This is a genomic window from Phyllobacterium calauticae (genome assembly GCF_019991125.1).
In the GTDB taxonomy this organism is placed as follows: domain Bacteria; phylum Pseudomonadota; class Alphaproteobacteria; order Rhizobiales; family Rhizobiaceae; genus Phyllobacterium; species Phyllobacterium calauticae.
Window position 1 is genome coordinate 79,070 of sequence record NZ_JAGENB010000002.1, and the last position, 25,427, is coordinate 104,496.

At 60.4% G+C, this 25,427-nt stretch carries 26 protein-coding genes and 1 tRNA gene; 19 read left to right on the forward strand and 8 right to left on the reverse strand.

The window, feature by feature from the left end; all coding sequences use genetic code 11:
• The first annotated feature begins 14 nt into the window (after positions 1 to 14).
• Positions 15 to 1,040, forward strand: a complete 1,026-nt coding sequence (locus J1W56_RS06350; protein ID WP_223612493.1) for an ABC transporter permease — start codon at positions 15 to 17, stop codon at positions 1,038 to 1,040.
• 54 nt (positions 1,041 to 1,094) lie between these two features.
• Positions 1,095 to 2,084 (forward strand): inositol 2-dehydrogenase, encoded by a 990-nt coding sequence (gene iolG, locus J1W56_RS06355; protein WP_223612494.1) that lies wholly within the window; start codon positions 1,095 to 1,097, stop codon positions 2,082 to 2,084.
• An 80-nt stretch (positions 2,085 to 2,164) separates the two neighbouring features.
• On the opposite strand, the gene J1W56_RS06360 is transcribed toward iolG, so the two are convergent.
• Positions 2,165 to 3,298 carry a Gfo/Idh/MocA family protein gene (locus J1W56_RS06360; RefSeq protein ID WP_223612495.1) on the reverse strand — a complete coding sequence of 378 codons (1,134 nt, stop codon included), beginning with the start codon at positions 3,296 to 3,298 and terminating at the stop codon, positions 2,165 to 2,167.
• A 160-nt stretch (positions 3,299 to 3,458) separates the two neighbouring features.
• Between J1W56_RS06360 and J1W56_RS06365 the strand changes: the two genes are divergently transcribed.
• The 6 genes from J1W56_RS06365 to iolB all read left to right on the forward strand — a co-directional run bounded on the left by J1W56_RS06365 (position 3,459) and on the right by iolB (position 10,318).
• Positions 3,459 to 4,301: a MurR/RpiR family transcriptional regulator gene (locus J1W56_RS06365; RefSeq protein ID WP_223612496.1), complete on the forward strand. Its 843-nt coding sequence runs from the start codon at positions 3,459 to 3,461 to the stop codon at positions 4,299 to 4,301.
• Positions 4,302 to 4,436: 135 nt separating this feature from the next.
• Positions 4,437 to 6,368, forward strand: coding sequence for a bifunctional 5-dehydro-2-deoxygluconokinase/5-dehydro-2-deoxyphosphogluconate aldolase (locus tag J1W56_RS06370; protein WP_223612497.1), 1,932 nt, complete (start codon positions 4,437 to 4,439; stop codon positions 6,366 to 6,368).
• A 23-nt stretch (positions 6,369 to 6,391) separates the two neighbouring features.
• On the forward strand, positions 6,392 to 8,242 hold the full coding sequence (iolD, locus tag J1W56_RS06375; protein WP_223612498.1) for a 3D-(3,5/4)-trihydroxycyclohexane-1,2-dione acylhydrolase (decyclizing): 1,851 nt from the start codon (positions 6,392 to 6,394) through the stop codon (positions 8,240 to 8,242).
• 174 nt (positions 8,243 to 8,416) lie between these two features.
• Entirely contained in the window at positions 8,417 to 9,301 is an 885-nt protein-coding gene (iolE, locus tag J1W56_RS06380) for a myo-inosose-2 dehydratase (RefSeq protein ID WP_223612499.1), read from the forward strand.
• Positions 9,298 to 9,519: a DUF3329 domain-containing protein gene (locus J1W56_RS06385; RefSeq protein ID WP_223612500.1), complete on the forward strand. Its 222-nt coding sequence runs from the start codon at positions 9,298 to 9,300 to the stop codon at positions 9,517 to 9,519. The genes iolE and J1W56_RS06385 overlap by 4 nt, the downstream gene beginning before the upstream one ends.
• Before the next feature lie 4 nt (positions 9,520 to 9,523).
• On the forward strand, positions 9,524 to 10,318 hold the full coding sequence (gene iolB / locus J1W56_RS06390) for a 5-deoxy-glucuronate isomerase (protein ID WP_223612501.1): 795 nt from the start codon (positions 9,524 to 9,526) through the stop codon (positions 10,316 to 10,318).
• 15 nt (positions 10,319 to 10,333) lie between these two features.
• Here iolB and J1W56_RS06395 read toward each other — a convergent pair whose 3' ends face one another.
• Positions 10,334 to 10,975 carry an NrsF family protein gene (locus tag J1W56_RS06395; RefSeq protein ID WP_223612502.1) on the reverse strand — a complete coding sequence of 214 codons (642 nt, stop codon included), beginning with the start codon at positions 10,973 to 10,975 and terminating at the stop codon, positions 10,334 to 10,336.
• Complete coding sequence (locus J1W56_RS06400; protein ID WP_223612503.1) at positions 10,962 to 11,519, reverse strand: sigma-70 family RNA polymerase sigma factor; 558 nt, start codon at positions 11,517 to 11,519, stop codon at positions 10,962 to 10,964. The genes J1W56_RS06395 and J1W56_RS06400 overlap by 14 nt, the downstream gene beginning before the upstream one ends.
• 208 nt (positions 11,520 to 11,727) lie before the next feature.
• Between J1W56_RS06400 and J1W56_RS06405 the strand changes: the two genes are divergently transcribed.
• The 4 genes from J1W56_RS06405 to J1W56_RS06420 all read left to right on the forward strand — a co-directional run bounded on the left by J1W56_RS06405 (position 11,728) and on the right by J1W56_RS06420 (position 14,572).
• Positions 11,728 to 12,441, forward strand: a complete 714-nt coding sequence (locus tag J1W56_RS06405) for a DUF1223 domain-containing protein (protein WP_223612504.1) — start codon at positions 11,728 to 11,730, stop codon at positions 12,439 to 12,441.
• Positions 12,442 to 12,584: 143 nt separating this feature from the next.
• Complete coding sequence (locus tag J1W56_RS06410) at positions 12,585 to 12,872, forward strand: pentapeptide MXKDX repeat protein (protein WP_223612505.1); 288 nt, start codon at positions 12,585 to 12,587, stop codon at positions 12,870 to 12,872.
• A 69-nt stretch (positions 12,873 to 12,941) separates the two neighbouring features.
• The gene (locus J1W56_RS06415) at positions 12,942 to 13,802 is read left to right on the forward strand and encodes a cytochrome b/b6 domain-containing protein (RefSeq protein ID WP_223612506.1); all 861 of its coding nucleotides are present in this window, start codon (positions 12,942 to 12,944) and stop codon (positions 13,800 to 13,802) included.
• Positions 13,799 to 14,572 carry a molybdopterin-binding protein gene (locus J1W56_RS06420; protein ID WP_223612507.1) on the forward strand — a complete coding sequence of 258 codons (774 nt, stop codon included), beginning with the start codon at positions 13,799 to 13,801 and terminating at the stop codon, positions 14,570 to 14,572. Before J1W56_RS06415 ends, J1W56_RS06420 begins: the two co-directional genes overlap by 4 nt.
• Before the next feature lie 15 nt (positions 14,573 to 14,587).
• Here the strand turns inward: J1W56_RS06420 and J1W56_RS06425 are convergent, their stop codons facing one another.
• A complete protein-coding gene (locus tag J1W56_RS06425; RefSeq protein ID WP_223612508.1) occupies positions 14,588 to 14,974 on the reverse strand; it encodes a RidA family protein in 387 nt (128 codons plus the stop codon).
• A 246-nt stretch (positions 14,975 to 15,220) separates the two neighbouring features.
• Here J1W56_RS06425 and J1W56_RS06430 point away from each other — a divergent pair, with 246 nt between their 5' ends.
• A complete protein-coding gene (locus J1W56_RS06430; protein WP_404928045.1) occupies positions 15,221 to 16,642 on the forward strand; it encodes a coniferyl aldehyde dehydrogenase in 1,422 nt (473 codons plus the stop codon).
• A 48-nt stretch (positions 16,643 to 16,690) separates the two neighbouring features.
• On the opposite strand, the gene J1W56_RS06435 is transcribed toward J1W56_RS06430, so the two are convergent.
• Positions 16,691 to 18,238 carry an MFS transporter gene (locus J1W56_RS06435; RefSeq protein ID WP_223612510.1) on the reverse strand — a complete coding sequence of 516 codons (1,548 nt, stop codon included), beginning with the start codon at positions 18,236 to 18,238 and terminating at the stop codon, positions 16,691 to 16,693.
• 228 nt (positions 18,239 to 18,466) lie between these two features.
• On the opposite strand from J1W56_RS06435, the gene J1W56_RS06440 reads away from it, so the two are divergent.
• Complete coding sequence (locus tag J1W56_RS06440) at positions 18,467 to 19,345, forward strand: LysR family transcriptional regulator (protein ID WP_223612511.1); 879 nt, start codon at positions 18,467 to 18,469, stop codon at positions 19,343 to 19,345.
• An 18-nt stretch (positions 19,346 to 19,363) separates the two neighbouring features.
• Here J1W56_RS06440 and J1W56_RS06445 read toward each other — a convergent pair whose 3' ends face one another.
• A complete protein-coding gene (locus J1W56_RS06445; RefSeq protein WP_223612512.1) occupies positions 19,364 to 19,975 on the reverse strand; it encodes a LysE family translocator in 612 nt (203 codons plus the stop codon).
• Between the two features lie 111 nt (positions 19,976 to 20,086).
• Here J1W56_RS06445 and J1W56_RS06450 point away from each other — a divergent pair, with 111 nt between their 5' ends.
• Entirely contained in the window at positions 20,087 to 20,548 is a 462-nt protein-coding gene (locus tag J1W56_RS06450) for an Lrp/AsnC family transcriptional regulator (RefSeq protein WP_223612513.1), read from the forward strand.
• A gap of 78 nt (positions 20,549 to 20,626) precedes the next feature.
• Here the strand turns inward: J1W56_RS06450 and J1W56_RS06455 are convergent.
• Positions 20,627 to 20,703 (reverse strand) — tRNA-Met (locus J1W56_RS06455).
• Between the two features lie 187 nt (positions 20,704 to 20,890).
• On the opposite strand from J1W56_RS06455, the gene J1W56_RS06460 reads away from it, so the two are divergent.
• Together J1W56_RS06460 and J1W56_RS06465 are read left to right on the forward strand one after the other, a co-directional pair.
• Complete coding sequence (locus J1W56_RS06460) at positions 20,891 to 21,853, forward strand: Gfo/Idh/MocA family protein (protein WP_223613445.1); 963 nt, start codon at positions 20,891 to 20,893, stop codon at positions 21,851 to 21,853.
• Between the two features lie 172 nt (positions 21,854 to 22,025).
• Positions 22,026 to 23,153 carry a DegT/DnrJ/EryC1/StrS family aminotransferase gene (locus J1W56_RS06465; RefSeq protein WP_223612514.1) on the forward strand — a complete coding sequence of 376 codons (1,128 nt, stop codon included), beginning with the start codon at positions 22,026 to 22,028 and terminating at the stop codon, positions 23,151 to 23,153.
• 39 nt (positions 23,154 to 23,192) lie between these two features.
• On the opposite strand, the gene mnmA is transcribed toward J1W56_RS06465, so the two are convergent.
• A complete protein-coding gene (gene mnmA / locus J1W56_RS06470) occupies positions 23,193 to 24,383 on the reverse strand; it encodes a tRNA 2-thiouridine(34) synthase MnmA (protein WP_223612515.1) in 1,191 nt (396 codons plus the stop codon).
• Between the two features lie 304 nt (positions 24,384 to 24,687).
• Between mnmA and sciP the strand changes: the two genes are divergently transcribed.
• Both sciP and J1W56_RS06480 read left to right on the forward strand, forming a co-directional pair.
• Positions 24,688 to 24,963 (forward strand): CtrA inhibitor SciP, encoded by a 276-nt coding sequence (sciP, locus tag J1W56_RS06475; protein WP_091878079.1) that lies wholly within the window; start codon positions 24,688 to 24,690, stop codon positions 24,961 to 24,963.
• A gap of 166 nt (positions 24,964 to 25,129) precedes the next feature.
• On the forward strand, positions 25,130 to 25,426 hold the full coding sequence (locus J1W56_RS06480) for a GNAT family N-acetyltransferase (RefSeq protein ID WP_223612516.1): 297 nt from the start codon (positions 25,130 to 25,132) through the stop codon (positions 25,424 to 25,426).
• Position 25,427: the final 1 nt, after the last annotated feature.

Genomic DNA, 25,427 nt, shown 5'->3' on the forward strand with positions numbered 1-25,427 from the left:
GGGGAGGAACAACAATGACAAGCGAACAAGCAACCGCAAAGGCAGCCGCACCGGCGGTCTCGAAGCAGGGGCGCCGGCTGCCGCCGGAGGTCAGCATCCTCCTGGTCCTGATAGGCATTGCCCTGATCTATGAAGTGCTCGGCTGGATTTTCGTCGGGCAGAGCTTTCTGATGAACCAGCAGCGCCTGACCATCATCATCCTGCAGGTGTCCGTCATCGGCATTATTGCGGTTGGCGTCACGCAGGTCATCATCACCGGCGGCATCGATCTGTCATCGGGCTCCGTTGTCGGCATGACAGCGATGATCGCCGCGAGTTTCGCGCAGGCCTCGACCTGGGCAAGACCCGTCTATCCCAGCCTGACGGATCTGCCGTTCATCGTCCCTCTGATCGTCGGCCTCGGCATTGGTCTGCTTGCTGGTATCGTCAATGGAGCGCTCATCGCACAGACCAAGATTCCGCCATTCATCGCGACGTTGGGCATGATGGTATCGGCGCGCGGTGTTGCCAAATGGTACACCAAGGGATCGCCGGTTTCGGGCCTGACCGACCAGTTCAATTTCATCGGCACGGGTATCTGGCCGGTGGTGGTGTTCCTCGTCGTTGCTTTCATTTTCCACATCGCGCTGCGCTATACGCGCTATGGCAAATTCACCTATGCAATTGGCGCCAATGTCCAGGCGGCGCGCGTCTCCGGCATCAATGTCGAGCGGCATCTGATCAAGGTCTATGCCATCGCCGGCGTGCTGGCCGGTCTTGCCGGTATCGTCACCGCGGCCCGCGCCCAGACGGCGCAGTCGGGCATGGGTGTAACCTATGAGCTGGATGCGATTGCGGCTGCCGTCATCGGCGGGACGTCGCTGACCGGCGGCGTCGGGCGCATCACCGGCACGGTTATCGGCGCCATCATTCTCGGCGTGATGATTTCCGGATTCACCTTCCTGCGGGTCGATGCCTATTACCAGGAAATCATCAAGGGCGTGATTATCGTTGCGGCTGTCGTCGTGGACGTCTATCGCCAGAAGAAGAGAAAAGTCTGAAACCAATCTGTAATGCCCGGAACCCATCCGGGCAACTTTCCAAGAGGTAATGAAATGACTGTACGCTTTGGCCTGCTCGGTGCGGGCCGTATCGGCAAGGTTCACGCAAAGGCCGTGATGTCCAACCCGCAGGCGAAACTCGTTGCGGTGGCGGATGCGTTCGAACAGGCGGCGAAGGATCTCTCCAGCGCCTATGAATGTGAAATCCGCAGCATCGATGAGATCGAAAAGGCCGGGGATATCGATGCGGTCATCATCTGCACGCCAACCGATACGCATGCCGATCTGATCGAGCGCTTTGCCCGTGCCGGCAAGGCGATCTTCTGCGAAAAGCCGATTGATCTCAATGTGAAGCGCGTCGAGGAATGTCTTGCTGTCGTCGATGAAACCAAGGCGACCCTGATGGTCGGTTTCAACCGGCGCTTCGATCCGCATTTTGCCGCCGTGCGCAAAGCGATCGACGATGGTGCCATCGGTGCGGTGGAAATGGTGACGATCACCTCGCGTGATCCGGGTGCACCGCCCGCCGAATACATCACCCGTTCCGGCGGCATTTTCCGCGACATGACGATCCACGATTTCGACATGGCGCGTTTCCTGCTGGGCGAAGATCCGGTGGCCGTGACCGCCCATGCTTCGGTTCTGGTGGACAAGAAGATCGGTGAACTCGGCGATTATGACAGCGTCAGCGTCATTCTCTCCACCGCCTCCGGCAAGCAGTGCGTCATCTCCAATTCGCGCCGCGCCACCTATGGCTATGACCAGCGCATTGAAGTGCATGGCTCCAAGGGCATGGTTGCCGCGGAGAACCAGCGTCCGGTGTCGATCGAAGTCGCCAATGGCAACGGTTATACCCGTCCGCCGCTGCATGATTTCTTCATGACCCGCTACACGGAAGCCTATGCCAACGAGATCGCCGCTTTCATCGATGCGATTGCAACGGGCGCCAAGGCCGCTCCGAGCGGCAAGGATGGCTTGATCGCGCTGGCGCTGGCCGATGCCGCCCTGCGCTCGGTCAAGGAAGGCAAGACGATCAGCCTCTGAGTTTCAATGAAAAACGCCCTGCCGGTGCGGTCACCGGCAGGGCGGTTATATTATGCAGGGTGAAGAGGGGGGATTCCCTCCTACCTTACATCCACCCAGCGCTGTTCACTGAATGACCGGGCCATGGCATGCACGGTGCGCTCGATCTCCAATCCGTCCTCAAATCCGATCAGATGCGCCTCCTGGCCATCGATGCGCTTGATCAGTTCATGGCACTCGATGATCTTGAGGTCGTTGAAGCCGAGACCGTGGCCGGGAGCCGGGATGAAGCGGCCATAGGGATCGTGATGCGGCGCGGTCAGGATCGTGCGGTAGCCCTGTTCCGTCGGCCGGTCTGCGGTGACGTAGAGCTGGAATTCATTGGCGCGTTCCTGATCGAATAGGATCGAGCCTTTCGAGCCGAAAATCTGCAGGGCAATACGTCCCTTGCGGCCCCAGGCGGAACGGTTGACCTGCAGCGTGCCGGCGACGCCGTTTTCCATATGCAGGAGCACGCTGGCGCTGTCATAGGTTTCAACCGCCTTCATGCCGCCGTCCTGCGTCCGGCGCTCGGCATAGGGTTTTGACATGTCGCACATGACCCGGCTGACCCGGCCAAACAGCGCCCAGAGCAGCGACAGGGGATGCACGGCAAAGTCGTCGAGCGCGCCATAGCCTGACGTTGCAGCATGCTTCCAATAGAACAGCGCGTCGGGATCGGCCATGAAATCCTCGTCCATCTCGATGCGCAGATGATTGACGTCGCCGATGATCTTTTCCGCCAGCAGCTGGCGGATATGGCGGATGGCCGGACCCTGGATGTAATTATAGCCGAGCGCCGCAACCTTGCCGGACTGTTTTGCCGCCGCTGTCATCGCCTTGGCGTCATCGAATGCCGGGGCCATGGGCTTTTCGCACCAGACGTGTTTGCCGGCCTGAAGCGCGGCCAGCGCCATTTCCGGATGAAACTGGTTGGGCGTGGTGATGGAAACGATATCGACATCGGGGTCGTTGATCACGGCGCGCCAGTCGCCCGACGCCTTGGCAAAGCCGAACTCGGCGGCGCGCTGGCTGGCAAGCTCGGCATTGGCTTCGCCGAGATGCACGAGACGGACCGGAGGGACATCACCGAAAACCGCACGGACGGAATTCCAGGCCAGGGCATGGCATTTGCCCATGAACCCGGTTCCGATCAGCCCTACACCCAGTGCGCGCGCATTCCCATGACCCGACATGTCTTCACTCCCACGACATTTGAGGATGTCTGCATCTCTTGCAGATGTTGATTGAAGTAATCTATAACGGATAAAAATGGAATAACTGATCCGTTTTGCGGAATGGATTATTTTGGTAGTCTCGCCATCCGTATCGCATAACCAAGGGGAACGATTCGCAATGGGCAGCACGGCCACAGAAGCAACTCTGCCGCAGGATTTCGATGCCTTGCGCACGCTGATCCTGGATCGCCGGCAGCTCCTGCCCAAGCGGCTGGCACAGATCGCGGCCTATGCCCTCGGCAATCCCGATGAAATCGCCTTCGGCACGGCGGCAAGCATTGCCCAGTCGGCCGGCGTGCAGCCCTCCACGCTTATTCGCTTTGCCCAGCATCTGGGTTTTGACGGGTTTACCAGCCTGCAATCGGTGTTCCGCGAACGCCTGCGGGAACGGCAGGGCTCGTATGAAGAACGGCTGTCGGGCCTGCGCGGCGATACGCCGGGCCTTTCCAAGAACCGCGTCATTCTCAATGGGTTCCTGTCGGCGGCCAGCCAATCCATCCAGACCATTTCCCGCAGTGCCGAGGAGGATGTGCTGGAGCGCGCCGTGGAAATTCTGGCGCATGCGGACACGATCTATCTCATCGCCCGCCGCCGGTCCTATCCGATCTCCGCCTATATGGCCTATGCCTTCGGCAAACTGAAAATCCGCAATCAGCTGATTGAATCGACGGCCGGTATCGACCCGGAAATCCTGTCCTTTGCCCGGCCGCAGGATGCGGCGATTGCCATCAGCTTTTCGCCCTACGCCTCGGCAACGGTCGAGCATGCGGCAGCGCTGGCAGCGCGGGGCGTGCCTGTCGTTGCCATCACCGACAGCGCGTTTTCCCCGCTGGCACAATCCGCCAGCGTGTGGTTCGAGGCGGCGGAAGGGGACTTTTCCGGATTCCGGTCTCTCTCCGGGACAATGGCGCTCGCCATGGCGTTGACTGTGAGCGTGGCGGAACGGCGCCGCAGCCTGTAACAGCGCCAAATGAAATGCGGGAAATCTAAAAAGAATATACATTCCATATTGACGATTTGATAGAATTATTATTTCATATGCAAAAATTCCCGGCCTGTTTTCAGCGGGATGGATCAGCATATCGGGAGGATCGTCATGGGCAGCGCTGCAACAGGCAAAAAGCTTGATGTCATCACAATTGGCCGCTCGTCGGTGGATCTCTACGGCCAGCAGATCGGCTCCCGCCTCGAGGATATCGCGTCCTTCGCCAAATCCGTCGGCGGCTGCCCGGCCAATATTGCCATCGGCACCGCCCGTCTCGGATTGCGCTCGGCACTTCTGAGCCGCGTCGGCGACGAGCAGATGGGCCGTTTCATCCGCGAGCAGATGCTGCGCGAAGGCGTGGCCGTCGATGGTGTCATCACCGATGCGGAACGGCTGTCGGCGCTGGTCATCCTGTCGGTCGAGAACGACAAGAGCTTTCCGCTGATCTTCTATCGCGAGAACTGCGCCGACATGGCGCTGAACGAGGACGACGTCGATCCGGAGTTCATCCGCTCCGCCCGCGCCGTGGTGGTGACGGGCACGCATTTTTCCAAGCCCAACACCGATGCCGCCCAGCGCAAGGCGATCCGCCTGATCAAGGAAGCCGGGGGCAAGGTGGTGTTCGACATTGATTACCGGCCGAACCTCTGGGGGCTTGCCGGTCATGGGGCAGGCGACAGCCGCTATATCGCCTCCGATGCCGTATCGAGCCATTTGAAGACGGTGCTGGCCGACTGCGACCTGATCGTCGGTACGGAAGAGGAAGTGCTGATCGCCTCCGGCGAGGCTGATCTGCTCGCCGCATTGAAGACCATCCGCGCGCTTTCCGCCCATGCCACCATCGTGCTCAAGCGCGGCCCGATGGGCTGCATCGTCTATGAGGGCGCCATTTCGGATGATCTTGAGGACGGCATTGTCGGCAAGGGATTTCCCATCGAGGTGTTCAACGTGCTGGGCGCGGGCGATGCCTTCATGTCCGGTTTCCTGCGCGGCTGGCTCGGCGGCGAAAGCCTCGCCACGGCGGCGACCTGGGCCAATGCCTGCGGCGCCTTTGCGGTGTCGCGTCTCCTGTGCTCGCCGGAAATCCCGACATTCGAAGAGCTGCAGTTCTTCCTTGAACACGGCAGCTCGCAGCACGCGCTGCGCAAGGACGAGGCGATCAATCATGTGCACTGGGCAACCACGCGCCGCCATGACATCCCTTCGATGCTGGCCTTTGCCATTGACCATCGCGTGCAGCTTGAGGACCTTTCCCAGAGGCTTGGCGCGGATATCGGCCGGGTGCAGGCATTCAAGGAACTGGCCGTCAAGGCTGCTGCACGGGTTGCGGATGGCCGCAGCGGTTATGGCATGCTGCTCGATGAAAAGTTCGGGCGCGAGGCGATGTTCGAATTTGCCCGGCACAATTTCGACTGGCTTGGCCGCCCGGTCGAACTGCCGGGCTCGCGCCCGCTGCGCTTTGAATTCTCGCAGGATATCGGGTCGCAGCTGGCGGAATGGCCGGTGGATCATTGCATCAAGTGCCTATGCTTCTATCATCCGGACGATCCGGCCGCGCTGAAGGCGGAGCAGCAGGCTAAGCTGCGCGCCCTGTTCGAGGCGGCGCGCAAGGTCGGACGCGAACTGCTGATCGAGATCATTGCCGGAAAACACGGCGTGCTCGACGACATGACCATTCCGCGGGCGCTGGAAGAGCTCTACGCGCTTGGCATCAAGCCGGACTGGTGGAAGCTGGAGCCGCAGGCTTCGGCCGCCGCATGGAAGAAGATCGAGGCGGTGATCGAAAAGAACGATCCGTGGTGCCGTGGTGTCGTCCTCCTCGGGCTGGAAGCGCCGCAGGATGAGCTGGAAGCAGCCTTCGCCGCCACCGCCAATGCACCCGTCGTCAAAGGTTTTGCCGTCGGGCGGACGATTTTCATGGATGCCGCCGAACAGTGGCTGGCGGGAAAGATATCCGATGAGGCGGCGATTGCCGACATGGCCGATCGTTTCGAAAAATTGACCAGGGCATGGCTTGCCAGCCGCAAGCAACAAGCGGCATAGCATCAGGCCGGGAGGAGATTGACATGACCAAGACGATACGCCTGACGATGGCGCAGGCATTGACGCGTTTCCTTGCCAGCCAGATGACCGTGATCGATGGCCGGAAGGTGCCGGTGTTTGCCGGTGTCTGGGCGATTTTCGGCCACGGCAACGTGGCGGGTCTCGGCGAGGCGCTGTATCAGGTGCGCGACGAGCTGCCGACCTACCGCGCCCACAATGAGCAGGCGATGGCGCATGCCGCCATCGCCTTCGCCAAGGCCAGTTTCCGCCGCCGCATGATGGCGGTGACGAGTTCCGTCGGACCGGGCGCGACCAATATGGTGACGGCGGCGGCGCTTGCCCATGTTAACCGCCTGCCGTTGCTGCTTTTGCCGGGCGACGTGTTTGCCAACCGTATCCCCGATCCGGTTCTGCAGCAGGTGGAAAGTTTTGGCGACGGCACGGTTTCGGCCAATGACTGCTTCCGTCCCGTCTCGCGCTATTTCGACCGGATCACCCGGCCCGAACAGATCATTCCGGCACTCGCCCGCACCATGGCGGTGCTGACCGATCCGGCCGAATGCGGCCCGGTGACGCTGGCGCTATGTCAGGATGTGCAGGCGGAAGCCTATGACTATCCGGAAAGTTTTTTCGACGAGCGCGTGTGGACGACGCGCCGCCCGCGCCCGGACCGTAGGGAATTGGCTGCCGCCGTCGAACTGCTCAAATCTGCGAAAAAGCCGCTGATCATTGCCGGCGGCGGCGTCATCTATTCGCAGGCATCGAACGAGCTGAAAGCCTTCGTGGAAGCGGCGGGTATTCCCGTCTGTGAAACACAGGGCGGCAAGTCCTCCCTGCCTGACAATCATCCCTTGAACATGGCGGCTATCGGTGTGACCGGTACATCGGCTGCCAATCATCTCGCGGAAGAGGCGGATGTCATTCTGGCCGTCGGCACACGGTTGCAGGATTTCACCACCGGATCCTGGGCGCTGTTCCGCAATGGAGACAAGAAATTCATCGGCCTCAACGTGCAGGCTTTCGATGCGGGCAAGCACCGCGCGGCGGCTCTCGTTGCCGATGCGCGCGAAGGACTGCTGGAACTGGCTGCCGCGACCGCCGGTTACAAGGCGCCCGTGAGCTGGACCGAAAATGCCACACAGGGCAAGGCCGAGTGGCAGAAGGCCGCCGCCGAGGTCACCGGACCGACCAACGCGGTCCTGCCGTCGGATGCGCAGGTGATCGGTGCCGTGCAGCGGACCATGGGCAGCGCGGCGACCGTCCTGCATGCGGCGGGCGGATTGCCGGGTGAAATGCACAAGCTGTGGCAGGCGGGCGCGCCGGGCTCCTATCACGCCGAATACGGCTTCTCCTGCATGGGCTACGAGATTGCGGGCGGTCTCGGGGCGAAGATGGCCAAGCCGGATGACGAGGTGGTCGTGATGATCGGTGACGGTTCCTATCTGATGCTGAATTCGGAGATCGCCACCTCGGTGATGCTGGGCCACAAGATCACTATTGTGCTGCTCGACAATCGCGGGTTCGGCTGCATCAACCGGCTGCAGATGGGCACGGGCGGGGCGAACTTCAACAACCTTCTGAAAGACTCGCGCCACGAGGTTTTGCCTGACGTCGATTTTGTCGGCCATGCAAAAAGCCTTGGTGCCATTTCTGAGAAGGTTGCGTCGATTGCGGAACTGGAATCTGCACTTGCACGCGCCAAACAGAACGACCGGACCACGGTTGTCGTCATCGACACGGACCCGCTTGTTTCCACCGATGCCGGCGGCACGTGGTGGGATGTGGCGGTGCCGGAGGTGAGCCAGCGCCCGCAGGTCAATGCCGCGCGCAAGGCCTATGAAGAGAAGCTGAAACTGCAACACATCGGCGATTAACCTGATTTGTAGATAAACAGTGCGTGGTTCGACAAGCTCACCATGAGGGACGTAGATGATGACAGGAAGTCATATTCTGCAATCTTTGCGATTGGTGTTGCAGTCAACCCACCTTCCTCATGGTGAGCTTGTCGAACCACGCACCCCGCACACAACAACTGAAGGAAGACAAGAATGATCCGTATCGGGGCGAACCCAATCGGCTGGTCCAATGACGACATGCTCGAAATCGGCGGCAATATTCCTCTGGAAACCTGTCTGGAACAGGCGAAGGCGGCCGGGTTCACCGGCATGGAGCTCGGCAACAAGTTTCCGCGCACGGCGGACAAGCTGCGTCCGATCCTGGATGCGTTCGGACATAGTCTTGTCAGCGGCTGGTACTCGACCGAGCTGCTCGTGCGCGATGTCGACGCTGAACTCAAGGCTGTTGTCGGCCATGCCACGCTGCTGAAGGACATGGGCTGCACGGTTCTGATTGCTGCCGAGACGTCGAACGCCATTCACTCCAACAAGGATCTGCCACTGTCGGCCCGTCCGGTTCTGGAAAAGTCGGCGTGGGCTGAATTCGGCAAGCGTTACACGGCCTTTGCCGAAGCGGTGAAGCAGACCTACGGCCTGCAGGTGGTTTATCATCACCACATGGGCACCGTGGTGCAGACCGAATCCGAGATCGACCGGTTCATGGAAGTGACGGGCGATGCGGTGCATCTCCTGCTCGATACCGGCCACGCCACATGGGGCGGCGGTGATCCGGCACGTCTCGCCCGCCACTACAAGGCGCGCATCAGCCATGTACATTGCAAGGATATCCGCGAGGCCGTGATGTGGCAGTCCAACCGCGAAGACTGGTCGTTCCTGGATTCGGTTCTCGCTGGTGTTTACACGGTTCCCGGCGACGGCATGATCGACTATGTTCGCGTCCTCAAGGAACTCCGTGGCTATAGCGGCTGGGTGGTTGTCGAGGCAGAGCAGGATCCTGAGAAGGCTGATCCAGCCGTCTATTCCAAGCTTGGCCATGCCAATCTCAGCCGCTTCATCAAAGAGGCAGGATTGGTTTGACCAGCGATTCCAAGCATCCGTTTTTTCGTCCCCTGTGGCGGCGGATCGCTGTCGTGGCCTTCTGCGTGGCATGGGCCATTTTCGAGTTCGTCACGGGCACGCCGTTCTGGGGGACGATAGCGCTTGGTTTCGCCGGTTATGGCGTCTGGCAGTTTTTCATCGCTTTTGACGCATCCGAACCGGTCAAGCCGACGGATGCGGACGGGAAAGAGGAATAGAACCATGTCGAAATTGTTGCTCAAGGCGCAAACCGGCACCGGCCGCGTGGCGCATGTCACGCCGGAAACCGCCGGCTGGACCTATGTCGGGTTCGACCTCAATCGCGCTGCGCCGGGCCAGACCATTGCCGGCCGCAGCGGCGACACGGAAGTCTGTCTCGTCTTCGTGACGGGCAAGGGATTTGCCCAGGTGAACGGCCACGATCTCGGTTTGCTGGGCGCGCGCATGTCACCCTTCGAGGGCAAGCCGTGGTCGGTCTACATGCCCGCCAATTGCGACTGGTCGGTGGTGGCCGATACGGCTGTCGAACTTGCCGTCTGCTCGGCGCCAAGCCTTGGCGGCGATCTGCCGGTGCGCGTGATCGCGCCTGACGACCTTGGCCAGGAAACACGCGGCAAGGGCACCAATACACGGTACGTCACCAACATCCTGCCGGAAAGCGAACCGGCGGATTCATTGCTCGTGGTCGAGGTGATCACGCCGGGCGGTCACACATCGAGCTATCCGCCGCACAAGCACGATCAGGACAACCTGCCGGCGGAGTCCTATCTGGAGGAAACCTATTACCACAGGCTCAATCCGCCGCAGGGTTTTGCCTTCCAGCGGGTCTATACGGATGACCGGTCACTGGACGAGGCGATGGCGATCGAGGATGGCGATGTGGTCATGGTGCCCAAGGGCTATCATCCCTGCGCTGCCTGTCATGGCTATGACCTCTATTATCTCAATGTCATGGCTGGTCCCAAGCGCACGTGGAAATTCCACAACGCGCCCGAGCATGAATGGCTGATGAAGTAGGCTCCAGGCTACAATCTACCACCGCAGAATGAAGCGGCCGGCAATCGCGCCGATCAGGCCGGAGGAAATCACCCCGAGCGTGTACCAGATGGCGATGAACGGCATGGCGCTTTCATCGCAGTGGAAAGAGTAGATAAGGGCTGCAATCGACCCCGCTGCAAGGCCCGCCGCGATCCCGGCAACCGTGGGCCGCGTCGGCGCCAGGCCGCGCAGCACCCAGAAGGCGCCGAACAGCAGCGGCAGCGACAGCACCACGATGTTGAAGGTGCAGACCGTAATCGTGTGCCCCTTCATCATGTTGGCGTAGTGATCGCGCGGCGACATGGCGAGCTGAGCGAAGGCAAGCATGCAGATGAGGGCAATGGCGACCGCCATCACGGCAAGGCTGATGCGGATGCTGCCAAGCGGGTAGGCAATGCGCTTGACCGCCCAGGCGCCGCCGACGGCAAGCGCGAGCGTATAGGTGAACTTGACCCAGAAGGCCATGGTCCCCGCCGCGGTCATCAGGTCCGGGCGCATGCCCAGCCACGACCACATGAGAATGGCGGAGGCGACCGAACTGATGCCAAGGCCGATGCCGATCCGCCGCAGCACGGCTTTGCGCGATACCGGCTTCAATTCGCTGGCGAGACGCTCGATCAGATCATTTGTCGTCATCGGCTGCCTGTCCTCTCAACTTCGCGGCTATGGCCTTCAATCCCCTGTGAATGCTGACCTTCACGAGCGATTCGGAAAGGCCGGTGCTTCGGGCCGCTTCCGCGATCGACTGCCCTTCTATCTTGGTCCGGTAAATCAGATCCCGTGATTTTTCCGGTATGGTCTGCAACAGCCTGTCCACATCCATGCGGTCTGCGGCGGCGTCTGAATTGTCCTGCAGAAACAGGTCTTCCACATCGTCCAGCGGCACGGTTGCCCGGATGCGGTTGCGCCGGAAATGATCGATCAGCTTGTAGCGCGCAATCGCATGCAGCCACGCGGTGAAGGGCCGATCCGGCTCATAGGTCTGCCGCCGCGTGTGCAGGGCGAGCAGTGTTTCCTGCACCAGATCGTCCGCATCGCCCCGGTGGGCATCGGCCAGACGGCGCAGAAAATACCGGCGCAAAAGCTTTGCCACCTCGTCGAGCAGCACACGATAGCTCTGCGCGTCGCCCGCAAGGCTTGCGAGCATCAGTTCCTTCAAACGCGCTTCGACCGAATGCACCCTGGTTCATTCCTTTATTCGCAGCAACGGCGAAAAGGTTACAGATGCGCCGATCATATCGACAGCGGTTACCGCATGCCAGTGGCCGCTGGCCGAACTTTTCGATCACCAATCCGTGATCGGTGTAACCAAATTCCAGCTTCCGGCGAATTGCCTGATGTGACCGGCCGACAGGTCCGGATCACGCCACGGAAATCAGGAGGCCGTTATGGGGTCGCGCAAAAATATCGGATATGTGTCTGCAGTGTCTGTGATTGCAGGATTGCTGAGCCTTGGCGCCAGCACCGCCCTTGCCGGCAATGGCAAGCCGTTGACTGTCGTTGAACTCTTCACCAGTCAGGGCTGCTCGTCCTGCCCGCCTGCCAATGCCAATCTGATCGAGATCAGCAAGCGGCCGGATGTTCTGGCCCTCAGCTTCGGCGTAACCTATTGGGACCGGCTCGGCTGGAAGGATATCTTCGCCGCGCCTGAATATACGGACCGGCAGGTCACCTATGAAACCCCGCTCGGCCGCGACGGGCCGTTTACCCCGCAGATGGTCGTCAATGGCCGCGCGGATGTCGTCGGCAACCGCATCGGCGAGATCGACCACCTGATCGCCACGGCGCCAAAGCCCGATCCCTTGTCCGTGACGATCACCGGCAATTCCCTCGCCATCGCTGCGGGGAAGGCACCGGCGAGCGGTGCCGATATCTGGCTGGTGACCTATGATGACAAGACCGTCAACGTTCCCGTCAGCCGTGGCGAAAATACCGGCCACACGCTGCCGCACAAGAACGTGGTTCACAGCCTTTCCAATCTTGGAAGCTGGGACGGCAAGGCGGTCAGCCTACGCATTTCTCCGGCCAAGCCCGGCCTGCGCACGGCCGTCCTGATCCAGGCGCCGCATGGCGGGCCGATCCTGGCCGCCGCCACCAACTGAATTCCGCGGCTGCGGACAAAGAATTCCTGGCATGAACAGCTGTGAGACACGCAGCGCGATGCCCAGGAAGTGTGGATGACCGCATGGCATCCGAAACTCAACGGCACGCAGATACGTGTCTTATTCAAATCGAGGAGACTACCATGAACATTCTTGCACGCCGCATCGCCCTGACGGCTTTCGTTCTCGCTTCCGGACTGGCCGGCATCAACAGCGCTCTTGCGGAAGATGCCATGAAGGCAGACCCTATGAAGACGGAAAGCATGAAGGCTGACTGCATGAAAAAGGCCGGCATGGAGAAAGACTCCATGAAGAAGGATGCCATGACCAAGGAATGCGACAAGCAGGCCATGGCCAAGGATGCGATGAAGCCCGATGCCATGAAGAAAGACGCGATGAAGGCGGACGCCATGGCGCCGAAAAAGAACTAAAATCCCTCCGGTGCCGTCTCCCTGACGGGACGGCACCGGATCCATTGCCCGACAGCCAAGGATAGCATCATGACGAGCGTAACTGATCATGAAACGGCACAGCCCAGGAAAATCCTGTTCTACCGGCATTCGATTGCCGTGCGGCTGACCCACTGGCTCAATGTCCTGTGCCTCAGCTTCCTCCTGATGAGCGGTCTGCAAATCTTCAATGCCCATCCCGATCTCTATTGGGGACAGTACGGTGCCGATGCCGATCATTCCTTCATCTCGATCGGTGCCGTCAGCGATGGCGACACGATCAAGGGCATCACCCGCGTCGGTTCGATTTCCATCCCGACGACAGGCGTTCTCGGCGCATCGACGGTCGAGGGCGAGCTGACGCCGCGCGCCTTTCCAAGCTGGATCACCATTCCGGGTTATCAGGATCTTGCATCCGGGCGGCGCTGGCATTTCTTTTTTGCCTGGTTCTTTGTCATCAACGGCTTCGTCTACCTGCTGTACGGCCTGATCGCCGGACATTTCCGCAGGGATATCGTGCCGACGAAGGACCAGTTGACGCCGCAGCATCTGGCGCATGAGATTGGCGAACATGCCCGCCTGCGCTTTCCCAAGGGCGAAGAGGCGCGGCGCTACAACAGCCTGCAGAAACTGACCTACATGGCGGTCATTTTCATCCTTCTGCCGCTGATGGTGCTGACCGGCCTTACCATGTCGCCGGGCTTCGATTCCATCTTCCCGTGGCTGCTCAATGTTTTCGGCGGACGCCAGTCGGCGCGCACCATTCACTTCATCACCGCATCGCTGCTCGTCGCCTTTGTCATCGTGCATCTGGTGATGGTGCTGGTATCCGGCGTCTGGAACAATCTGCGCTCGATGATCACCGGCTATTACGGCCTGACGGTCGAGACCGACAAGGAAACAGTGAAATGAAGTTCGAACTCTCACGCCGCCGTTTCCTCATCGGCTCCAGCGTTGCCGCGACCGGGCTTTTGACCGGGTGCGACGCTCTGGTGGAAAATGCCAGCGTCAACGATATCCTGCAGAAGGCCGAAGCCTTGACCATGGGCTCCCAGCGTCTCCTGCAGGCACACGAACCGCTGGCGCGCGAATTCACCGAGGCCGACCTGTCACCCATATTCAAGGCCAATGGCACGCAGATGCCGGACAGCGAAGAATATGCGAGGCTGATGGAGGGCAATTTCGCCGACTGGCGGCTGGTGGTCAACGGCATGGTGCGCACGCCACTCAGCCTGTCGCTGGCCGATCTGAAGGCGATGCCGTCACGCACGCAGATCACCCGGCATGATTGCGTTGAAGGCTGGAGCGCCATCGGTAAATGGACCGGCGTTCCCCTCGGCCTTGTCCTGCAGAAGGCGGGCCTTGCCCCCGGCGCGCGCTATGCGGTGTTCTATTGTGCCGACGAGTACGAGAAATCACTGGATGGCAGCGGCCAGTATTACGAGAGCGTCGATCTCATCGATGCCTTCCATCCGCAGACCATCCTGTCCTACAGCATGAACGGCAAAGACCTTGAGGTGGCGCACGGTGCGCCCCTGCGGCTGCGGGTTGAACGGCAACTGGGTTACAAGCATGCCAAATATCTCATGCGCATTGAACTGGTCGACAATTTCAGGGGCCTGTGGGGCGGGAAGGGCGGTTTCTGGGAAGATCGCGGCTATGAATGGTATGCGGGTATCTGAGTGGTTTGACCGAGTTCAGGCCGCGGCGATGACCTCGATTTCGACCAGCCAGGCTTCGGACAATGTCTGGGCGGCAATGGTTGTCGTGGGGATCGTGCGGCCTCCCAGCGCCGCCACCCGCGCATTCTGGTTGGCTTCGGCAAAGGCGGGATCGCGCAGGTAACTCGTCGTCCTGACGATATTGTCGACTGTCATCCCGGCGCTCGCAAGGATGGCCCGGATGTTGTTCCAGACAAGATCGAGCTGTTCTGCCAGGGTCGTGCCGGCTACGCCGTTCTGATCGAGGCCCATGGTGCCGCTGATGTAGAGGAAGCGTTCCGGCTGCTGCACTTCCAATGCATGGAGATAGTCCGGTGTTGCCGGATAAACGCCGTTCCGGGGATTGCGCGGGATCAGTTTCATGATCTCAGTTCCTTTCGTGGCACGTTGCGGGATGTCTTGGGCCGATGGGCCTCGGATTGCTGGTCGCTGTCGCTGGGGATGCGCAGCACGCCGGGAGGCGAGGCGGGGTCCTCGCCTCTTTGACGGACCGCGGAAAAACTATCATGGCCGCACTCCTTCGGAAATGGCCTGTTCCATTGAAAGTGCTGACGGGTACCCTCACATCCGTGGTAGAACACAAGGTGGAGAAGACCGGAGGAAAACACCATGGACATGAACGCCACATCTGCCGATGCCCTGGTGCCGACCCTCCATCGTCTGCGAACCGCGTGGCTGGCGCACCGGCCCGATTATGCCCAGCGCCAGGACGATCTGAAACGCTTGCGTGCGGGGCTGAAGGACCGGCTCGAACCGATGGTCAAGGCGATCAGTGCGGATTTCGGCCATCGCTCACGCCATGAAAGCATGCTGGGCGAAGGCATGACCGTCTTTGGCGAGATCGACCACATGCTTGCGCATCTGAAATCCTGGATGAATCCGCAGCGCCGTTCGGCCGGCTGGCACATGTGGCCGGCCCGGGCGGAAGTGCGTTATGTGCCGCTTGGGGTTGTGGGTGTCATCGCCCCGTGGAACTATCCGGTCAACCTGGCGCTGACGCCGCTTGCCACCGCCATCGCTGCCGGCAACCATGTTTACCTCAAACCGTCCGAACACACGCCGCGCACCAGCGAGTTCCTGCGGGAACTGCTCGCCGATGTCTTTCCGCCGGACCGCGTTGCCGTGGCGCTTGGCGGCGCCGATGTGGGCGGGGCGTTTGCCGGTCTGCCCTTCGATCACCTGCTGTTCACCGGCTCCACCGCCGTCGGCCGCAAGGTCATGGCATCGGCCGCCCCGAACCTGACGCCCGTCACCCTGGAACTCGGCGGAAAATCACCCGTATTCATTGGCGAGGACGCGCCCTTGGCCAAGGCGGTGACGCGCATTGTCACGGGCAAGCTCTACAATGCCGGCCAGACCTGCATCGCGCCGGACTATGCGCTGGTGCCGCTGGCGCGGCGCGATGAATTTGTCGAGGCTGTGCGGGCTGAGGTCAAGTCCCGCTATGCACAGCTCGATGCCAATCCCGACTACACCCATATCGTCAATGAGGGGCAGTATCGCCGCCTGCGCGGCCTGCTTGACGATGCGCGGGCACGCGGGCTTGACGTGATGACGCTGGTGGAGCCGAAAGATGCGGCACGGGCGGAAACCGAGCGCCTGCTGCCGCCGACGCTGGTGCTCGATCCGGGCGATGACAGCAAGATCATGCAGGAGGAAATCTTCGGGCCGATCCTGCCGGTCAAGACCTATCGCAGCGCCGATGAGGCCATTGGTTATATCAACGGGCATGACCGGCCGCTGGCGTTCTACTGTTTCAGCAATGACAAGGCGGAAACGGAAAAAATGCTGGCGAACATTGTGGCCGGCGGCGTCTGCGTGAACGAAACGCTGTTCCACAATGTCTGCAACGATCTGCCGTTCGGCGGCGTCGGGGCCAGCGGCATGGGCCATTATCACGGCCGCGAAGGCTTTCTGACCTTCAGCAAGATCATGCCGGTCCTGCATCAGGCCAGGATGCCGCTGACCGACCGGATCAAGCCGCCCTACAGGGGATTGGCAAACATGGTGGTCAGGCTTTTCGCGCGCTGAAATTCACGGGAACGGCAGTGTCGATGACTTTCAGTACCGATGCTGGCTTCAAAGGTTCGTGGCGGTCGCTTCGCTCAGGCGTTTCCTCGGCCCGAAGATCAGGAAACTGATCACTGCCAGAACCCAGACGCCGGCACCGCCATAGAGCATGATCAGGCCAAAACCGTGGATCAGGGCATCATGGACGAGCGTTCCGGCCGGGTCCAGAGCCGTGAGTTCCGGAAAGGTCTGCGGGAGGCTTGCAAAGTTTCCGGCGGCGATTTTTTCCGCCAGCAGGCGCAACCGGGATGGGTCGAACGACCCGGCAAGGGCGCTTCTCAGATAAGACAGCGTGCCCTCCAGCAGGATAAAGCCCATCAGCGCGATATTGATCGCGAGGGTAATCAGCCGGGCGCTCATGTCGATGCCTGAGGCCATGCCGGCGCGGGTGCTCGATACCGAGCCGGTGGTCGTGTTGGTAACGGGTGTATTGGTCAAACCCAGCCCGATACCCGCCAGCAGGCAGCCGGGCAGCATGGTCAGCCAGCTTGCGTGGTCAACGCTGCTGCCAAAGCGCATCAGCATGAAGCCGAGGCCGATGGTGAACAGGCCGAGCGGAATGACGATGCCGGGCCGGTAGCGCAGCGAAAGGCGCTCCGCCAATGGCGGGGTGACCAAAGTAGGCAGCGTATAGGCCAGCAGCGACAGTCCAGCCGCGACAATATCGTAGCCGAGGCCGCTCTGAAAATAGATCGGCAGGTAGATCATCAGCGGCCAGAAGCTGAAATTCATACCGATGGAGCCGAGGATAGCCCCGGAAAAGTTGCGGATGCGGAAGACGGAAAAGTCGAACATGGGATGGGGGCTGCGGTTTTCCGCGACGATGAAGGCGATGAAGCTCGCCGCCGATGCGCCGATGATGGCCAAAGCGGTGATGCTGGTAAAGCCGAGGTCGGGGCCCTGCGTGATGAAATAGGTCAGGCCGAAAACCGCCAGCGACAGGGTGGTGATGCCGAGGACATCCAGTTTTTTCGCTTCGGGATCACTGGATTCCTCGATGCTGCCGAAGACGAGAATCAATGTGAGGATGGTGAGGGGGACGTGGACCAGGAACACCCATTCCCAGCTGGTGAGGGCAACGATGATGCCGCCGATGATCGGCCCGAAACCAAGGCCGATGCCGAAGACAATCCCCCATATGCCGAAGGCCTTGCTGCGCTCGCGCCCTGCCTGAAACTGATGCGACAGAATGGCAATCTGGCAGATCAGCATCGCGCCGGCGGCAATGCCCTGGAGAAAGCGGCTGACGATCAGAATGGCGGCATCCTGCGCCAGCCCGCACACGAAGGATGTGATGGCAAACAGCACGAGGCTGATGACGAAGATGCGCTTGCGGCCATAGCGGTCAGCCAGGGTGCCGACCGCCATCAGCACGGTGGTGCAGGCAATGGTATAGGCGTTCATGATCCACTGCATGTCCTTCAGGGTGCCATGCAGGACCTTTTCCAGGGTTGGCAGAATCACCGGCACGCTCGAAATTTCGAGGCCGAACATGAGGGACGACAAACATATGGCAGCCAGCGCCACCATATTCTTGCGGGACGAGGAGAGCGACATGGATGGTTCTTTCCAAGGTTGCATCTGGCAATGGAACACACCTTCGCCGGCACGCATGCGGTGTCGGTGAGTTCCGGGCCAAGTCGGGACGAAAAAGCACCGGACCGGCGGGATGACCGGTCCGGTGTTCGCCGAAGCGAGTCATGCATCACCTTAGGTCAGTTCGTATCATGACAAAAATGATTTAATTTACTGGAATAAATTAGCAGCTGTCATTAATCTGCTGGCATGGATTTCGACCCCACACTGTTACGCGCCTTCGTGGCTGTCAAAGAGGCGGGAAGCTTTACCCGGGCGGCCCGACGGCTGAACCTGACGCAATCGGCTGTCAGCCATCAGATCCGGCGGCTGGAGGAACAGGTTGGCCGGTCGCTGCTCTACCGCACGACGCGCAGTGTCAGGCTGACGGAAGATGGCGACGATTTCCTGCGCTATGCCTGCCAGATCCTGCATTCGCTCGATGCCTTGACCCGCCGCTTTCAGGCATCGCCGGTGTCGGGCATCGTCCGCTTCGGCGTTCCGGAGAATTTCATCGGGGACCGGCTGCCGACATTGCTGTGCCAGTTTGCCCGCACCAATCCGGAGGTCCAGCTGGACGTGAATGTCAGCATGAGTCTCGATCTTCATGCGATGGTCAGGGCCAGCGAACTCGATCTGGCGGTCGTGCTGACATTGCCGGAGGCGGCCACCGGCAAAGTTCTCAAGCAGACGCAGTTCGTCTGGGTGGCGGCCGAAACGTTCAAAGTGCCGCCGGGCACGTCATTGCCTTTCGCCTTCATCCCGGCTCCATGCCTCAACCGCAAGGTCGGCGTCGAAGCGCTGGACCGGACTTCGATCGATTGGCACGTCGTCTTCACGTCGGCGAGCATGCAGGGTATCCGCGCGGCCGTGCTGTCGGGGCTGGCAATGACCGTGATGACCCGGGATGACCTTGAACCGGGAATGAAGATCCTTGACGGCCAGTACGGCTTGCCGCCGCTGCCGACGGCGGTGTTCAGCCTGATCTGGAGCGAAGAGGGGCAGACGCCCGCCACCCGGGAATTCGGTCAGCTCGTCGTCGATATGCCGGAACAGGCGGCCGCGGCAAAACTGGTCAGGATCGGCTAAGGCCATCCACGTGTGCGTTCATTTTGCCGCCATCAGACCGGCGGCAACGATGAGCAGCCCGCCCGCGCCGCCTTCGACGATTCTCCGACGCCGGTCGCTGAAACCGCCGCGTCCGGCCAATCGCCCGATGACCAGGCTGAGAATCACATAGACAACGCCGCACCAGAGGACGAAGACAGCCGACAGGGCCGCCGCCTGCAGCGCAATGCCGCCGCCGGGCTGGATGAATTGCGGCAGGATCGCAAAATAGATCATCATGCCCTTGGGATTGAGAAAGGCCGTGAGGAAACCGCGCTGGAGCTGCCGCCTCGCCGGTCTGGCGACGACGGTCACCCGTCCGGCCTGCAATGCCGACGCGATGAGCTTGCGGGCGAGATACAGGAGATAGGTGATGCCGATCCAGCGCAGCGCTTCAAACAGCAGCGGCGACGCCGCCACGATGGCAGCGAGGCCGAGGGCAACGAGGGTGGAGTGGACGAGATAGCCAAGGCAGACGCCGACTGTCGCACGCAGGCCATCGGCGCGTCCACCGGCAATCGCTTGCGATGCAACGAACAGCATGTCCGGTCCCGGCGTACAGATCAGCGGCAGTACGGTCGCCGTAAACAGCAATAGCGTGTGTATTTCCATGATTGGAACAGTACCGCACACGGCGCGCAATCGGATTGCAAAGATATCAGGATATGGTGTTTTACTGGCATAATTACTGTATTCTATCGGAAATATTGGCAGGAAATTTCAATGATGCTGGATGAGATCGACAAGCGTATCCTTCGCGCGCTTCAGAAGGACGGGCGCATGCAGAATGTGGAACTTGCCAGGGAGGCCGGCCTGTCGCCATCGCCCTGCCTGCGCCGCGTGCGGCTGCTGGAGGAGGCTGGTGTCATCGACCGCTATGTCGCCGTGCTCAATCCGGCCAAGGTCAATTTATCGCTTTCGCTGTTCGCGCGGGTGTGGCTGACGGCGCAGGATGCCGAAACGATCGATCATTTCATGGATGCGATGAAGAGACTGCCCCAGGTGGTGGAATGCTACATCATGCTGGGGGAGAGCGACGCGCTGCTGCGGGTTGTGGTCGCCGATCTTGACGACTACCGGCACTTTCAGGCCTCTCATCTGACGCGGATCAACGGCATCCAGAATGTCAAAACCGATGTGCCGAGCCAGATTGTGAAGCAGACCTATGCTCTGCCGCTCGATTGACCGGTAAAAAGCCGAAAACATGCGGCAAACCGCAATTCGCGCTGCCCGATCTGAAAACCGCCTTCTTTGGAAAGACAATGGTAGCGAAGGAGGGATTCGAACCCCCGACACAAGGATTATGATTCCTCTGCTCTAACCTACTGAGCTACTTCGCCCCATATGTCATGCGACCCGTGAACGGCTAGCCTGCAAGTGAGGACCGGGGGACGCGCTGTCAATTGACAGGGACGGGGCGGATATATGTGGGGAGCAACGGCCTGTCAAGCAATCTTCTCCGTATCGAAGACTTGTGTTCGTTTCTTCCTGCGGATAATGGATGCCGATATGAAAAAGGCTGAAAAGATGGCTCCACGGATTGCAGTGCTGGGTTGCGGCTATTGGGGCAGCAATCATATCCGGACATTGAAGAGTCTCGGGGCGCTGTTTGCAGTCTCCGACCAGAACACCGATCGCGCCGCCGGCTTCGCCGCGGAGCAGAATGTTCTGCACATTGAAGTCGACGATCTTTTCACCCATCCGGAGGTCGATGCCATCGTCATGGCCCTGCCGCCGCAATTTCATGCGGCTGCGGCGATTCGCGCCGTCACCAATGGCAAGGACGTCCTCGTCGAAAAGCCGATTGCCCTGACCGTTCCCGATGCGGAAGCCGCCGTGAAGGCCGCGCGCGACAACGGGCGCATCTTCATGGTCGGACACGTCCTGCGTTTTCATCCGGCATTCGAACGGCTTCTGGAGCTGATCAAGGCGGGCGATCTCGGCGATGTGCGCTACATCCATTCCCATCGTCTCGGCCTTGGAAAATTCCATACGGAAAACGATGCCCTCTGGGATCTGGCACCGCATGACCTGTCGATGATCCTGGCCATTACCGGCACCGAACCTTTGGAAGTGCGCGGCGAGGGCGCGGCGGTGCTCGATCACCTCAGCGATTTCGCCCACCTGCACATGCGCTTTCCCAACAATATTCGCGGGCACCTTTTTGCCTCGCGCCTTAATCCCTATCGCGAGCGCCGTCTTACGGTCGTCGGCACCAAGGCCATGGCCGTCTTCGATGACATGGAGCAGTGGGACAAGAAGCTTGCCGTCTACAAGCATTCGATCTGGCAGGATAACGGCCAGTGGGCGTCGACGACGGAAGAGCCGACCTATGTCAAGATTGCGCAGGGCATGCCGCTGACCCGGGAATGCCAGAATTTCATCGACAGCATCAACACGCGCAGCGAGCCGGTCACCGACGGCGAGGAAGCGATTCGCGTCCTGCGGATTCTGACCGCCGGCACGGTTGCGCACGACAAGGCAAGCTGATCCGTCCGGCAGCCCCAAAAGTGCTGCAAGATTGCGCTCGGTGTAAAGCGTTGTTACAAGACCGGACAAACTTTGAACGACAACGTCTGGCAGACCTCCCACGGCCCTTCTAAAGAGTTGTCTTGACCGTTTTCCGCGACGGATTCGCGGAACAATTGATATTGGAGCAATGATGCAGTTCATCGATCTCGGCGCACAGCGTGAACGGATTAGCAGCAAGCTTGATGCGGCAATCGCCAAAGTGGTGCGTGAAGGCAAATATATTCTCGGACCGGAAGTTGCCGAGTTCGAAAAGCGTCTTGGCGCATATCTCGGTGTCGAGCATGTGGTTGCCTGTGCCAACGGCACGGATGCCCTGCAGATTCCGCTGATGGCACGCGGCATCGGCCCGGGTGATGCGGTGTTCTGCCCGAGCTTTACCTTCGCCGCCACCGCCGAAGTCGTGGCGCTTGTCGGAGCGGAGCCGGTTTTCATCGATGTCGACGCCGATACCTACAACATCAATGTCGAGCAGCTGGAAGCGGCAATCAAGGCCGTCCTGGCGGAAGGCCGGTTGCAGCCAAAGGCCATCATCCCGGTCGATCTGTTCGGCCTCGCCGCCAACTACACCTCGGTATCGGCAATTGCCGACAAATACGACCTGTTCGTCATCGAAGATGCGGCGCAGTCGATCGGCGGCAAGCGTGACAATGCGATGTGCGGTGCGTTCGGCCATGTCGGCGCGACCAGTTTCTATCCGGCAAAACCTCTGGGCTGCTATGGCGACGGCGGTGCCATGTTTACCAATGACGCGGCGCTGGCCGACCTGTTGCGCTCCATCCTGTTCCACGGCAAGGGCGAGACGCAGTATGACAATGTGCGCGTCGGTATGAATTCGCGCCTCGATACGATCCAGGCGGCGGTCCTCATTGAGAAGCTCGCCATTCTCGAAGACGAGATGGAAGCGCGGCAGATCGTGGCCAAGCGCTATGCCAACGGCCTCAAGGACGTGGTCAAGGTCGCCCTTATGCCGGAAGGCTCACGCTCGGCCTGGGCGCAATATGCCATCGAGACCGAGAACCGCGACGCGCTCAAGGCGCATCTGCAGGCCAACGGCATTCCTTCGGTGATCTATTATGTCAAGCCGCTGCATCTGCAGGAAGCCTATGCGCACTATATGCGCGCGCCGGGCGGCCTCGCCGTGTCGGAAACGCTGCCGAAGAACATCCTGTGTCTGCCGATGCATGCCTATTTGAGTGAGGCTGATCAGGACCGCATCATCGGAACCATTCGCGAGTTCAAGACCAAAAGCGCTGCCTAAGCGCTTTTGGGGCTGCATCGCTGACAGAGGTTTGTGCGATCAGGCGACGGCCTGGCCCTGTTGTGCCAGGCGCTTGAGCATGGCTTCCGCCTGCGGAGCCCGTTCGGAGCGGCCGATGAAGCCACCGCCGTAGACGCGGGCGGTGTTGCTGTCATCGGAATAGAGGACACAGGCCTGGCCGGGAGCGATGCCGCTTTCACCATCGACCAGCTCGACCCAGGTCTCGCCGTCGCGGTGGTGCAGGACAGCCGGGCGCGGCGGACGGGTCGAACGGACCTTGGCATAAACTTCAACGCCGCCTTCCGGAGTGCTCTCGAGCGCATCATCCCCGAGCCAGTTGACGTTGCGCAGGAAAACCTTGCGGGTTTCCAGCGCTTCGCGCGGGCCGACGACCACACGTGCATTGGCTGCGTCGAGATGGACAACGTAGAGCGGGTCACCCGTCGCCACGCCGATGCCGCGGCGCTGGCCGATGGTGTAGTGCACGATGCCCTCATGGCGGCCAAGCACGCGTCCGTCGATGTGGACGATGTCGCCGGGATTGGCAGCCTCGGGCTTCAGCTTGGAAATAATGTCGGAATACTTGCCCTGCGGAACAAAGCAGATGTCCTGGCTGTCCTGCTTGTTGGCAACGGACAGGCCGAGTTCTTCGGCAATGGCGCGGGTTTCCGGCTTGGTCAGTGATCCCAGCGGGAAGCGCAGGTAGTCGATCTGCTCCTGCGTTGTTGCAAACAGGAAATAGCTCTGGTCCTTGTCCGTATCGACCGGGCGGTAGAGTGCGCGGTGCGCGCCATTGGCATGGCTGCGGATATAATGTCCGGTGGCGAGCGCATCGGCGCCGAGATCCCTGGCCGTCTGCAGGAGATCGGCAAACTTCACCGTCTGGTTGCAGGATACGCAAGGGATAGGTGTTTCGCCGCTGACATAGCTGTTGGCAAAGGGATCGATCACGGCCTCGCGGAAGCGCGCTTCGTAGTCCAGCACATAATGCGGAATGCCAAGGCGCTCGGAGACGCGGCGCGCATCTTCGATATCCTGGCCGGCGCAGCAGGAGCCCGCGCGGTGGGTCGATGCGCCGTGATCATAGAGCTGCAAGGTAACGCCGACGACATCATAACCCTGACGTTTGAGAATGCCCGCCACAACAGAAGAATCCACGCCGCCAGACATGGCGACGACGATACGTGTGTCTTCCGGCTTGCCCGGCAGATCGAGATTATTCAGTGTCATAAGCGGATCCGGTTCTTGCAGCGACATAACGGCGCAGGGATATTCAAGGCCCCTATATAGGTCAATTGACTCGATCTTGCCAACAGGAAGTGGCAGGCGGTGCATTTTTCTCACGCAAAGGTGAGCGATGTGTCGCTGTGGCAACGGCCGGTGATACCGGTCAAAGCCGGCAAAATGGTCATTTTCAACAATCTCCTGGAATTTGCAGAAGTTACCAGAGAATGACTCGCTGTTTAGGCAATTATTAAAGCCCTGCCTGTAATGTCGGCTGCGATAGGTCTTGAAGTTTAGTGTAGAGAGTACAATGACCGATCTTGTTCGACCGAGAGTAAAATATGTAATCGGCCCGGATGGCAGCCCGCTGACCATCGCCGATCTTCCGCCCGCCAATACGCGGCGTTGGGTTATTCGCCGCAAGGCTGAGGTGGTTGCCGCTGTGCGCGGTGGTCTTCTTAGTCTTGAGGAGGCTTGCCATCGCTATACATTGACGGTGGAAGAGTTCCTATCCTGGCAGTCCTCGATCTCCGATCATGGCCTGGCTGGACTAAGAACAACCCGGATACAGCAATATCGTCATTAGATGATGTCGCCTTTGAGTTTGGCTGAGGCTGGTCGTTGAGACCAGCCTTTTCCTTTTCATGGGAAGCATAAACGCGTTGCTGCCAAGATGTTCCGCTGAGCGACAAAACCTGATTTAACTGATCACGGATGACGGCAAGGCACTTCTTGCGTCAAGGAGACGTTCAATGGCAGGCGATATCAAAATTACCAAGGAAGAAACCGCTAAGGGCGGACGCTATGTAACCGTCGTCTCGGGGCACGAGGCGGAGATGACGTTTTCCCGGGTGAATCCCGAATTGATCATCGTCGATCACACGGGTGTGCCGGATGCGCTGCGCGGCCAGGGCGTGGGGCAGGCGCTGGCGCTGCATGCGGTGGAAGATGCGAGGGCAGGGGGATGGAAGATCATTCCCCTATGCCCGTTCATGCGCGCCCAATCCCTGCGACACAAGGATTGGGCCGATGTGGTGCGGCAGAGCTGAA